The 12,051-nt window shown below is 69.7% G+C and carries 9 protein-coding genes; 6 read left to right on the top strand and 3 right to left on the bottom strand.

What is annotated here, in order from left to right; all coding sequences use genetic code 11:
- The first annotated feature begins 55 nt into the window (after window positions 1-55).
- Window positions 56-1,324, top strand: coding sequence for an aspartate kinase (locus BLU77_RS17360; RefSeq protein ID WP_089774279.1), 1,269 nt, complete (start codon window positions 56-58; stop codon window positions 1,322-1,324).
- Window position 1,325: 1 nt separating this feature from the next.
- The gene (locus BLU77_RS17365; protein WP_089774280.1) at window positions 1,326-2,366 is read left to right on the top strand and encodes an aspartate-semialdehyde dehydrogenase; all 1,041 of its coding nucleotides are present in this window, start codon (window positions 1,326-1,328) and stop codon (window positions 2,364-2,366) included.
- A gap of 87 nt (window positions 2,367-2,453) precedes the next feature.
- Here the strand turns inward: BLU77_RS17365 and BLU77_RS17370 are convergent, their stop codons facing one another.
- Window positions 2,454-3,677 carry an ROK family protein gene (locus BLU77_RS17370; protein WP_245708927.1) on the bottom strand — a complete coding sequence of 408 codons (1,224 nt, stop codon included), beginning with the start codon at window positions 3,675-3,677 and terminating at the stop codon, window positions 2,454-2,456.
- Between the two features lie 241 nt (window positions 3,678-3,918).
- On the opposite strand from BLU77_RS17370, the gene BLU77_RS17375 reads away from it, so the two are divergent.
- On the top strand, window positions 3,919-5,589 hold the full coding sequence (locus BLU77_RS17375) for a glycoside hydrolase family 13 protein (protein WP_089774282.1): 1,671 nt from the start codon (window positions 3,919-3,921) through the stop codon (window positions 5,587-5,589).
- A gap of 248 nt (window positions 5,590-5,837) precedes the next feature.
- On the top strand, window positions 5,838-6,785 hold the full coding sequence (locus tag BLU77_RS17380) for a PDDEXK family nuclease (protein WP_089774283.1): 948 nt from the start codon (window positions 5,838-5,840) through the stop codon (window positions 6,783-6,785).
- Between the two features lie 96 nt (window positions 6,786-6,881).
- Here the strand turns inward: BLU77_RS17380 and BLU77_RS17385 are convergent, their stop codons facing one another.
- Window positions 6,882-8,702, bottom strand: a complete 1,821-nt coding sequence (locus BLU77_RS17385; RefSeq protein WP_089774284.1) for a S9 family peptidase — start codon at window positions 8,700-8,702, stop codon at window positions 6,882-6,884.
- A complete protein-coding gene (locus BLU77_RS17390; RefSeq protein ID WP_089774285.1) occupies window positions 8,699-9,430 on the bottom strand; it encodes a copper resistance CopC family protein in 732 nt (243 codons plus the stop codon). Before BLU77_RS17390 ends, BLU77_RS17385 begins: the two co-directional genes overlap by 4 nt.
- Before the next feature lie 212 nt (window positions 9,431-9,642).
- Between BLU77_RS17390 and BLU77_RS17395 the strand changes: the two genes are divergently transcribed.
- A complete protein-coding gene (locus BLU77_RS17395; protein ID WP_089774286.1) occupies window positions 9,643-11,160 on the top strand; it encodes an MmgE/PrpD family protein in 1,518 nt (505 codons plus the stop codon).
- The gene (prpB, locus tag BLU77_RS17400; RefSeq protein WP_089774287.1) at window positions 11,161-12,051 is read left to right on the top strand and encodes a methylisocitrate lyase; all 891 of its coding nucleotides are present in this window, start codon (window positions 11,161-11,163) and stop codon (window positions 12,049-12,051) included.

The raw sequence follows: 12,051 nt of genomic DNA on the forward strand, positions 1-12,051 counted from the left end.
GACCGGTGCGGCCTTTACCATTGATTGTCCAGTTCTCTACCCCCCGGAGCGCCCAGTGGCACTCATTGTCCAGAAGTTCGGCGGATCCTCCGTCGCCGATGCCGAGAGCATCCAGCGCGTCGCGAGACGGATCACCGAGACGAAGCAGGCCGGGAACGATGTGGTGGTGGTCGTCTCCGCCATGGGAGACACCACCGACGAGCTGCTCGACCTGGCTGGCAAGATCAACTCCGCCCCGCCGTCCCGTGAGATGGACATCCTGCTGACGGCTGGTGAGCGCATCTCCATGGCGTTGCTCGCGATGGCGATCCACGAGCTCGGTGTGGACGCTCAGGCGTTCACCGGTCAGCAGGCCGGCATGATCACCGACACCGAGCACGGCAACGCCCGGATCGTCGACGTGTCGCCGAGCCGTATTCAGGAGACTCTCTCCGACGGTGCGGTCGCGATCGTGGCCGGATTCCAAGGCGTCACCGAGAGCACGAACGACGTCACCACACTCGGCCGCGGTGGGTCCGACACCACAGCCGTGGCCCTCGCGGCAGCCCTGAACGCCTCGGTGTGCGAGATCTTCACCGACGTGGACGGGCTGTTCACCGCCGACCCGCGGATCGTCCCCACCGCTCGCCGGATCAACCGGATCAGCATGGAAGAGACGCTCGAGATGGCCGCGCACGGGGCGAAGATCCTGCACCTGCGTGCCGTCGAGTACGCGCGCCGCTATCAGGTTCCGATCCACGTGCGCTCCTCGTTCTCCGCGCATGACGGCACCCTCGTCACCGACAACGAAGAAGAAGGATCCATGGAACAACCGCTCATCTCCGGCGTCGCACACGATCGGTCCCAGGCCAAGATCACGGTGCTCGGTGTCCCGGACGTGCCCGGGAGTGCCGCCCAGCTCTTCGAGGCCGTGGCTGCCGCCGGCGTGAACATCGACATGATCGTGCAGAACGTCTCCGCGCATCACTCGGGCGTCACGGACATCTCCTTCACCCTGCCGCACGAGCAGGGCGAGGCAGCGCGGGCTGCTCTTGCCGCCCTTGCGAACGAGTACGGCTACCAGGAGGTCCAGTACGACAACGGCGTGGGCAAGCTGTCCCTGGTGGGTGCCGGGATGCGCTCGCACCCGGGCGTCTCGGCGCAGCTCTTCGCGGCTCTGCGTGACGCCGGGATCAACATCGAGATGATCTCCACCTCGGAGATCCGAATCTCGGTGATCACTCGCAGCGAGGACCTTGACGAGGCTGTGCGGGCCGTGCACTCCGCGTTCGGTCTGGATGCCACCGACGTCGAGGCCGTGGTCTACGGCGGATCGGGGCGCTGAGATGGGACTGAACATCGGAGTCGTGGGCGCGACCGGGCAGGTCGGCGCCGTGATGCGGCGGCTGCTCGTGGAGCGGGACTTCCCGGCTGACAGCGTCCGGTTCTTCGCCTCGGCGCGTTCAGCCGGTACCACCCTGGAGTTCAAGGGTGAGCAGATCGTGGTCGAGGATGCCTCCACGGCGGACCTGACCGGCCTGGACGTGGCGCTCTTCTCGGCCGGGGGATCCACCTCCAAGGCTCAGGCACCGCGCTTCGCGGAGGCGGGGGCCGTCGTCGTGGACAACTCCTCGGCATGGCGGATGGACCCGGACGTGCCGCTCGTGGTGTCCGAGGTGAACCCCGAGGCGATCGACGATGCCCGCAAGGGCATTATCGCCAACCCGAACTGCACCACGATGGCAGCGATGCCCGTCCTCAAGGCGCTGGATGCGGAGGCAGGGCTGCGTCGACTGATCGTCTCCACCTACCAGGCCGTCTCCGGTAGCGGACTGGCCGGCGTGGAAGAGCTCGACGGGCAGGTCCGCGGCACCGTGGATCAACACATTGCCGGGCTCACCCATGACGGTGCCTCCGTGCGCTTCCCGGACCCGGTCAAGTACGTCGCCCCTATCGCCTACAACGTGGTGGCCCTCGCCGGCAGCCTCGTCGATGATGGGTCCGGCGAGACCGACGAGGACCAGAAGCTGCGCAACGAGTCCCGCAAGATCCTCGGCCTGCCCGAGTTGTTGGTCTCGGGCACCTGCGTGCGGGTCCCCGTGTTCACCGGGCACTCCCTCTCGGTAAACGCCGAGTTCGAGCGGCCGATCACACCGGCTCGCGCCGAGGAGATCCTCGCCGAGGCGCCCGGTGTGCGGGTCGCCGACGTACCGACGCCGTTGCTCGCCGCGGGTCAGGACCCCACCTTCGTGGGCCGGATCCGTCAGGACCCGGGTGCGCCCGATGGGCGCGGTCTCGCGTTGTTCATCTCCGGTGACAACCTGCGCAAGGGTGCCGCCCTGAACGCCATTCAGATCGCTGAGCTCATCGCCGCCAAGCAGGCGTAGGCCCGCTCGCGCAACCATCGCCCGTTGGTCCGGCCGTTCACGCGAACGGCCGGACCGGCGGGCGATCTCGTCTCTGTGGGCTCGGCGTCACACCGCGACGGCGCGCGCCGGGAGCGTGAAGTCCAGCGGGTTCGCCCGCACCAGTGCGAGGGCGCGGTGCAGGGCACCGGTGCGAACCGCATCCGCGCCCAGCTCGGAGGCGACGATCGTGGGGAACGGGGGATGGGTGTACTCCTCGAGCAGCGCCGTCGCCTGTGAGACGACCGGCTCCAACGCCGGTGCAATCGCCCCGGCCACCACGATCCGCTCCAGGTCGAGCATGGTCGCGATCACCGCACACACCCGCGCCAGCCGGTCCGCGAGCCGTGCCACGATGTCGGTCGCGAGAGAGTCTCCGTTCAGCGCGGCGGCGAACACATGCTCCGCGTCCGGCCCCTCCGGGCCCGCGCGCAGCAGCGCCGAGCCCGCCGGCACCATGCCCGCGTCGATGGCTTCCCGCACCATCTCGCGCGCCACATAGCCAAGGCCCTCCGGCCCGCCGACGCCGTCCACCAGATCCAGCAGGCGCAGCTCGCCCGCACCGCCGGTCCGCCCGCGGAGGAGCTCGCCGTCGACGATCAGGCCGGAGCCGAACCGCTCCCCGGAGAGCAGCACAGCGAACGAGGTCAGGTGCTTCCCGGATCCAACGGCTCCCTCGGCCACCGCAGCCAGGTTGGCGTCGTTCTCGACCACGACCGTGCGACCGGGGCGCGCGAGTGCCTGTGGCAGACCGGGGTTCATCCGGTTCCAGAAGTCATGATCGGCGGGGGAGTCGCCCCGGGAGTCGGTGGGTGCAGGCACACCGGCCACCGTGACCAACACCTCGTCCGGGGCCACACCGGCCCGGTCGAGAGCGTCCTCGACCACGTCCAGCACGGTCGTGCGTCGCAGCGTGCGGTCGGTGTCGTCCTCCGCCAGCGTCCGCTCGGCCGTGCCGAGCTCGGCCCCTGCCAGGTCAGCGACCGAGGCGGTCACGCGATGCAGCCCCGCGTCCACGCCCACCACATGACCGGCGGTGGGATTGAACGCGTACCGCCGTGCCGGCCGGCCCTTGCTGTAGGAGCCGGCGGCCCGAGCATTGGCCAGCTCGGTGATCCACCCGCTGGTGGCCAGCTCGTCGCACAGACCGAGCACGGTCGATCGGGTGAGTCCGGTAGCCGCGATCAGGTCGCTGGCGGTGAACGGTGCACCGTTCCATGCGGTACGCAGGACGGTGGCCGCGTTCGCGCGGCGTAGCACCTGCGGCGAGCTCACGACGGCGTTCGATGTCACCATTTGACTGTAGTCGTACACCCCAGGATGATCGAATACATAGATCTAATGCCACGATCTATAGACGTTCCAGTGACGGTGTCGGGTGCGCAGCCTGCGCCCGCAGCAGAGCCGCACGGGCCAGCGGGGTCATCTCGGGCAATACAGAGGCTGCGATCAGGTGGTGTCCGCAGTTGCTCCCGCCGCAGTGACGTCTCCAGTCCCCGCCGTACCTACAACAAGAAGGCAGACGCTCACCCTCATGACGAACACCCTGGCCAGCGAGCCCACCTCGGCGCTCTCCTCCGACCCCACCTGGTGGCGGCAGGCTGCCGTCTACCAGATCTACCCCCGTGCTTTCGCCGACTCCAACGGCAGCGGGCTGGGCGACCTGCGTGGGATCACTCAGAAGGTGCCCTATCTGAGTAGCCTCGGGATCGACGCCGTGTGGCTGAGCCCGTTCTATCCTTCGGCCCTGGCTGATGGTGGGTATGACGTGGACGACTACCGTGACGTCGACCCGAAGCTCGGCACCCTCGCCGACTTCGACGCGATGGTCGCCGCACTGCACGGGGCGGGAATCCGGCTGATCGTGGACGTGGTGCCGAACCACACCTCGGATCGGCACGAGTGGTTCAAGGCGGCGCTGGCTTCTCCGAAGGGATCACCGGAGCGGGATCGGTACATCTTCCGGGACGGCAAGGGCGTCAACGGCGAGGAGCCGCCGGCCGACTGGGGCTCCACCTTTGGCGGGCCGGCCTGGCACCAGGTGGAGGACGGGCAGTGGTACCACCACTTCTTCGCCAAGGAGCAGCCGGACCTGAACTGGGCCAACCCCGAGGTGCGGGCCGACTTCCTGCACACGCTCCGGTTCTGGTCCGACCGGGGTGTGGATGGGTTCCGCGTGGACGTGGCGCACGGCTGCGCCAAGGATCTTCCCGAGGAGCTGCCCAGCCAGGCCGAGCTCGACGCGATCCCCGTGGACGGCAACCACCCGATGTGGGACCGCGACGAGGTGCACGAGATCTACGCCGAGTGGCGCGAGGTGTTCAACTCCTACGACCCGCCGCGCACGGCCGTGGCGGAGGCGTGGGTGAAAGCGGACCGGCGCTCGCGCTACGCGAGCGCGGACGGGCTGGGGCAGGCGTTCAACTTCGACCTGCTCGAGGCCAACTTCGACGCGAGCGACTTCAAGGACATCATCACGTTCAACCTGGAGCTGGCCGAGCGGTCCGGCTCGTCCACCACCTGGGTGTTCTCCAACCACGACGTGGTGCGGCACGCCACCCGGTACGGGCTGCCGCCCCGCACCGAAGACGAGCGCAAGGCCGGCTTCGCGTGGCTGCTCAGCGGTGGCACCGAGCCCACCCTGGACCGTGACCTCGGGCTGCGCCGGGCGCAGGCAGCCACGCTGCTCGAGCTGGCGCTGCCCGGGTCCTCCTACCTCTACCAGGGGGAGGAGCTCGGCCTGCACGAGGTGGCCGAGATTCCCGCCGAGCAGCGCCAGGACCCGACGTTCTTTCGCACCGAGGGTGCCGAGATCGGCCGGGACGGCTGCCGGGTGCCGCTGCCGTGGACCACGGACGGCCCGTCCTTCGGGTTCGGTGCTGCCGAGCCCGACCTGCCGCAGCCTGAGTGGTTCGGCCCCTCCTCGGTACAGGCACAGGACGGCGTGCCCGGGTCCACACTGACCCTCTACCGGGAGGCGCTTGCGCTGCGCCGAGAGCTGCAGTCCGAGGAGACCCTGGAGTGGCTGGAGACCGGCGACGAGCAGGTCCTCGCCTTCCGCCGGCCCAACGGCTGGGTGAGCGTGACGAACTTCGGCACAGACGCCGTCGAACTCCCAGAAGGTGAGCTGCTGCTCAGCAGCGCAAGCTTGACGGCGGCCGGTCACCTCCCCGGGGCCACCACCGCCTGGCTGCGTCAGTCCTGACCCAGCCCCGAGCCCACCCGCCCCGCGCACCCACCCACCCCGCGCACCCACCCACCCGCAGGGCCGAGCGCAACCCTGTGCGGCGTTCTCGCGATATTCGCCGCACAAGGTTGCGCTCGGCGGGTGGGCGCTGGGGCGCTGGCCGGGGCGAGTGGTGGTTGTGCACAGGGATGTCCCGATGCGCGCGCGTCCACATCCCCAGGCTGAGCTCGGGCACGCCACGGTCGCGTCCCGGTCACGATCGGGACATGGCAATCTCCTCACTCCCGCTCGCCTTGTACCGCCACGCCCGTTGCCAAGAGGGTCTCGTCACGCATCACCAGTGCGACGAGCACGGCATCAGTCACGACGTGCGGACCCGGCTTGTCCGGTCGGGGCAGTGGCGCCGCGTCACGCGAGGCGTCTACGACCCCGGGATCATCGAGGACCCGACCGAATGGGAGCACCGGAGGATGCGGCAGGTCTGGGTGGGCATCCTCGCCGGCGGGCCGCGGGCTGTCGCCGTGGGCCCGTGCGCGTTGGCCGTGCACGGGGTGTGGGGACTGCCGATCGACGTCAAGCCGCAGATCGCCCTGCCGCGCGGCGCGTTCGCGCACCCAGGCGAGGAGGTGCGCGTGCGCAGCTTCGGCCAGTGGGACGAGGTTCAGATGGTCGACGGGATCCCGGTGGTGCCGCCCGAGCATGCGCTGGCGCAGTCGATCTGCGAGATGTTCCGGGAGACGGCGGTCAGCGTGCTGGACTCGGCCCTGAACCTCGACGTGGTCGATCGTTCTGACCTGCGTACGGTGCGCCGGCTGCTTCGTGGCCGCCGTGGCGCGGCACGCACCCACGAGTGGTGGCCGTTGGTCGATCAGCGCGCAGAGTCACCGATCGAGACCCGCGCCCGGCTGATCTTCCGCGACGCGGGGATGGCGCCGGACCAGTTGCAGGTGCCGATCGTCGCGATGGACGGAACCGAACTCGGCTACGGCGACATGGGCTGGCGGCTACCGGGCGGTGCATGGTTGATCGTCGAGATGGATGGCAAGGAGGTCCACGAGCGGCCCACGGCGGTCTTCCACGACCGGCACCGCCAGAACGATTTCCTCACGGCTGGGGCGACGATTCTGCGCTTCACCGGTTCGGACCTGCGCTACCCGGCACGGATGGTCTCGCTCGTGCGTCAGGGTATTGCCGGCAGTGCTCGCGCGGCCTGACCGAGCCCGGCCGAGCGTCACCTTGTGCGGCAGATTCGCAACGATCCGCCGCACAAGGTTGCGTTCGGCGGGGTGGGGAGGCAGGGTCAGGCAGGGTCAGGCCGGGACGTGCCGCACCACGAACTCCAGCTCGGCCCGCATCTGCCGCACCCGCTCGTCGTCCACCGCGGAACCGTGCCCGGCGTCATAGGTGTACAGCTCCACCTCGCCGCCGTGCGAGCGCAGCATGTCCACGTAGTTCTGGATCTGCTTGAACGGGCAGCGCGGGTCGTTCGTGCCCGCCAAGATCAGTACCGGTGAGCGCACCTGCCCCACATAGGTGATCGGGGAGGAGTCGGTGTACGCCTGTGGTACCTGCCGCGGTGACCCACCGAACAGCGACCGATCGAACGCCTGCAGCGCATCCATCTCGTCGGCGTAGGCGGTCACGTAGTCGGCCACCGGCACGCTGGCGACTCCCAGGGACCACCGTTCCGGCTGCGTGCCGAGCCCGAGCAGCGTCAGGTACCCGCCCCAGGACGCACCGGCGAGGATGGACCGCTCCCGGTCCACCACCCCCGCCTGCGCCAGCGCCTCGTGCACGGCCGCGATGTCCTCCAGCTCGGTGTGGCCCACCCTGCCTTCGAGGGCGTCCCGCCAGGCGTTGCCGTAGCCGGTGGACCCGCGGTAGTTCACGCTCAGCACCGCGTACCCGTGATCCACCCAGGCCGCCGCGTACGGGCTGAACGAGTCCGACTCGTGCCAGGTCGGTCCGCCGTGCACCTCCACCACCACGGGCAGCGGCTCGACGGTGTTCACCGGCCTCCGCAGCAGGGCATGCACCCGCCCGGCCGGGCCGTCCGCCCAGACATCCTCCACTGACACAGACCCTGGCACCCGGTTCTCGCCCAGGGTGATCAGGGTGGTGCCCGTGCTCGCCTCGATCACGTCTCGAGGCTCCGCGGCCGAGGAACGGGCCAGCCACACCTCGCCGTCGGGGCGTGCGGTCGCGCCGGAGACAGTCCCGGTGGCCGATCCCACCTGGTGCACCGACCGGTCGGCGAGGTCGTACCGGTAGGTGAGCGTACGAGCCTCATGGTCCACGGCCACCAGCAGCGACCTGCCGTCGGGGTACCAGTGCGCGTCGGCCACTTCACCGGGCAGCCCCAGGTCGAGCGTCTGCACCGTCGAGGTGGCTACGTCCCAGATCAGCAGCCCGGCCACGTCGCCGCGCTCGTGCCGCACCAGCAGACGGGTATCGCCCGGCCGGGGAGCGAAGTCGAGTGCGAACAATCCGCGCCCGGGACCGTCGTCCAGCTCCGACAGCGCGGAGCCGGTGTCCACCCGCAGTACGCGCAGCGCCGGGTGCCGGGAATCGCCGCGTTCGGAGTGCTCCAGTGCCACCAGGTTCCCGTCCCAGCTCAGCGCCGCCGCCTCCGCCGCCTCGCTGTGCGCGTACAGCAGTCGCGGGGTTGTCCCGGCTGCCCCCGGACCTATGTAGAGGGCGTGCACCTGAGTGCCGAAGTCGCCACTACGGCCCACGACGACGGTCCCGTCCTCGGCAAGGAGCAGTCCGGCATCGTAGGCATCCGGTAGGGGAATCGGGGCCTCGGCCCGGGAGTTCGGGGGAGACCCGAACGGTTGGCGTCGCCACCGACCGAACTCGTCTCCGTCGGAGTCGTCAAACCACCAGAGCCACGTGCCGTGCGGGTCGATGGTGGCGTCGGTGGTGCCATTCGTTCGCCTCGTGGCTTGCACCAGGCTGCGGGTAGACGGGGTCCACGAGTGCACCTCCAGGGTGCCGGCCACGCTCGCCACCACCACTGCTCGGTCCGGTGCCTGCAGCGCCCACTCGGGAAGACCCACCCGCCGTGCCCGAAACCGCCGCTCCCAGTCGGGCGGAGGCCACGCCGACACACTCGCCGTCGCGGCACTCATGAATTTCTCCGCAGCCGCACCACAGCGGCGGTGACCGCGCCGATCACGCCGAGCGCAATCAGCGCGAACAACGCGATCCGGCCGGCGGAGGGCCCTTCCTCGGCTCCCTCCGCATCGCCGCTCGTTGCCTCGTCGGCGTCGGTGGACGCTGCCGCTCCGGAACTGCCGCCCGAACCGTCGGTGGAGTCCGAGGCCGCGTCCTCGTCGGCGGCCTCGGTGACTTCCTCGGTCGGATCCTCAGTCACCGGTTCGGTCGTGTCGTCCTCGGCCGGTTCGCTCTCGCCACCGGCCTCTCCCTCGGCGGCCGACGCCCCGAGCCCCTGGGAGGCAGTGAAGGTGAGCTCGCCGTCGATCGGGTGCCCATCGGCGGACACCACCCGCCACACCACCACGTACTCCCCGGCGGGGAGGTCCGTGACCAGTGGCTGGCGTACCTCAGGGCCGTCCAGCTCGGGGTCGCCGTCGGAGACCTCGGTCCCCTCCGGGCCGGTGATCTGGATGTTCGTGCCCATCTCGAGAATGTCTTCGTTGAACGTGAGTAGCAGTGAGTCCGGCGCCGTGGTCAGTGTGGCGCCGTCTTCCGGGTCAGAGGAGATCAACCCGCTGTGTGCCGATGCCGGGGCTGCGGCGAGGGCGCCGAGCAGGGCGCCCAGGACCAGCGCGACGACGGCGCGCACGGAGTGCCGGGAGGTGCGGGTACCAGGCCCGAAGGAGGTGTGTGCGGACATGTCCTCAGGGTACGGCTGCTGGGCACTGGATCAGGCATAAGGGTGCATCGCCCCGGTGACCGATGCGCCACGATCGCACGCGTGTCGAGCCGGCTGTGGGCGCGCGGGAGGTGGCGGGGTATGGATACATTGCCAGGGCGCGCTCGATCACGCCTGCTGACGGCTGCTGCGGGCGCCCGGCTTCCCCACCCACGATTCCTGGAAGGTCACCGATGCCGATCACTCACGAGGTCCGGCCACGCACGAGCGCGGACGGCCTGCCGCGTTCGGAGCAGCTCGCCTGGAAGCTCGCCGAACTGGCCGCCGACCCCGCGCCGGTGCCGAGCGATGTGGTGGACATGGTGATCAACCGGATCATCGACAACGCCGCCGTAGCTACCGCCTCGTTGCTCCGGGAACCGGTGGTGGCGGCTCGGGCGCAGGCTCTCGCGCACCCGTACTCGGCCGGAGCGTGCGTCGTCGGGCGCAGCCCCGAGCTGCGGGTCAGCCCGGAGTGGGCCGCCTGGGCGAACGGGGTGGCGGTGCGTGAGCTGGACTACCACGACACCTTCCTCGCCGCCGATTACTCCCACCCGGGTGACAACATTCCCCCGATCCTTGCCGTGGCTCAGCATGTCGGAGCAGACGGCGCCTCGCTGGCCCGGGCGATCACCGTCGCCTACGAGATCCAAGTGAGCCTCGTCACGGCGATCAGCCTGCACAAGCACAAGATCGACCACATTGCCCACCTCGGTCCCAGCGCCGCCGCCGGGATCGGCACGCTGCTCGGCCTGGACACCACCACGATCTTCCAGGCGATCGGGCAAGCTCTGCACACGTGCACCGCGACCCGGCAGTCGCGCAAGGGGCAGATCTCCTCGTGGAAGGCGTACGCCCCGGCGTTCGCCGGCAAGGTGGCCGTGGAGTCGGTAGACCGTGCGATGCGCGGGCAGAGCGCACCGGAACCGATCTATGAGGGAGAGGACGGTGTGATCGCCTGGCTGCTCGACGGCCCCGAGGCGCGCTATCAGGTCACCCTGCCCGCCCCCGGGGAGGCGAAGACCGGAATCCTGCGCACGTACACCAAGGAGCACTCGGCCGAGTACCAGTCCCAGGCGCTCATCGACCTGGCCCGCCGCCTGCACCGCACGCACCCGGAGTTGACCGACCCGAAGAACGTGGCCTCGATCGTGATCCACACCAGCCACCACACCCACTATGTGATCGGCTCGGGAGCGAACGATCCGCAGAAGTACGACCCGAGTGCAAGCCGGGAGACCCTGGACCACTCCATCCCCTACATCGTGGCCGTCGCTCTCCAGGACGGCGCCTGGCACCACGAGACCTCCTACGCTCCTGAACGGGCCCGCCGGGCGGACACGGTCGAACTGTGGCGCACGATCACCACTGCGGAGGACCCCGAGTGGACCCGGAGATATCACAGCGAGGACCCGGCCGAAAAAGCCTTCGGTGGCCGGATGAAGATCACGCTCACCGATGGGCGCACCCTCACCGAGGAGATCGCGATGGCTGATGCGCATCCGTTGGGGGCGCGCCCGTTCGCGCGTGCTCAGTACGTGGAGAAGTTCCGCATGCTTGCCGACGGCGTCGCTGAGCCTGAGGAGGCCGCTCGCTTTCTCGAGCTGGTCCAGCGGCTGCCCGAGCTCAGTGCCGAGGAGGTGGTCGGCCTCACCGTGACCGCCCGACCCGGACTGCTCGGGACGGTGCGCAACCCGAAGGGGCTGTTTTAGATGCTGCACGCCCGGAGCACACCGGCGGCCAAGCGGGCCCGACTGCGGGCGGACCTGGCCGAGGGGCGCCTGCTGCGGTTTCCCGGTGCGCTCAACCCGCTCAGCGCCCGGCTCATCGCCGAGAAGGGGTTCGACGGGGTGTACGTGTCCGGGGCGGTGCTCGCCGCTGACCTCGGCCTTCCGGATATCGGCCTGACCACTCTCACCGAGGTGGCCACCCGGTCCGGCCAGGTCGCGCGGATGACGGACCTGCCCACGCTCGTCGATGCCGACACCGGCTTCGGTGAGCCGTTGAACCTCGCCCGTACGGTGCAGAGCCTGGAGGACGCCGGACTGGCCGGCTGTCACATCGAGGATCAGGTCAACCCCAAGCGGTGCGGCCACCTGGAGGGCAAGGCCGTGGTGGACCTCCCCGCGGCCGTCCAACGGATCGAGGCGGCTGTGAAAGCCCGGCGGGACCCGGACTTCCTGCTGATGGCCCGCACCGACGTGCGTGCCTTGGACGGGGTGCGAGCCGCCGTCGACCGGGCGAAGGCCTACGTGGATGCCGGGGCGGACGCCATCTTCGCCGAGGCGATGCGCGATCAGCGTGAGTTCGAGGCGATCGCCTCGGCGATCGACATGCCGGTGCTCGCGAACATGACCGAGTTCGGCAAGTCCGAGCTGCTCACCACCGATCAGCTCGCCGATGCGGGGGTACAGATCGTGATCTACCCGGTCACCCTGTTCCGGCTGGCCATGGGTGCCGCCGAGGCTGGGCTGGACGAGCTTGCCGCCGCGGGGACCCAGGCGGGCCTCGTGGACCGGATGCAGACCCGCAGCCGCCTGTACGAACTGGTGGACTACGACGGGTACGAGGCGTTCGACTCGTCCGTCTACCGCGGCCCCTGA

It is taken from the genome of Ruania alba (assembly GCF_900105765.1).
In the GTDB taxonomy this organism is placed as follows: domain Bacteria; phylum Actinomycetota; class Actinomycetes; order Actinomycetales; family Beutenbergiaceae; genus Ruania; species Ruania alba.

Coding starts and splice junctions, on each gene's coding strand:
- prpB (WP_089774287.1), top strand. CDS start 11,161: ATGCTGCACGCCCGGAGCACACCGGCGGCCAAGCGGGCCCGACTGCGG.
- BLU77_RS17390 (WP_089774285.1), bottom strand. CDS start 9,430: ATGTCCGCACACACCTCCTTCGGGCCTGGTACCCGCACCTCCCGGCAC.
- BLU77_RS17385 (WP_089774284.1), bottom strand. CDS start 8,702: ATGAGTGCCGCGACGGCGAGTGTGTCGGCGTGGCCTCCGCCCGACTGG.
- BLU77_RS17380 (WP_089774283.1), top strand. CDS start 5,838: ATGGCAATCTCCTCACTCCCGCTCGCCTTGTACCGCCACGCCCGTTGC.
- BLU77_RS17365 (WP_089774280.1), top strand. CDS start 1,326: ATGGGACTGAACATCGGAGTCGTGGGCGCGACCGGGCAGGTCGGCGCC.
- BLU77_RS17375 (WP_089774282.1), top strand. CDS start 3,919: ATGACGAACACCCTGGCCAGCGAGCCCACCTCGGCGCTCTCCTCCGAC.
- BLU77_RS17395 (WP_089774286.1), top strand. CDS start 9,643: ATGCCGATCACTCACGAGGTCCGGCCACGCACGAGCGCGGACGGCCTG.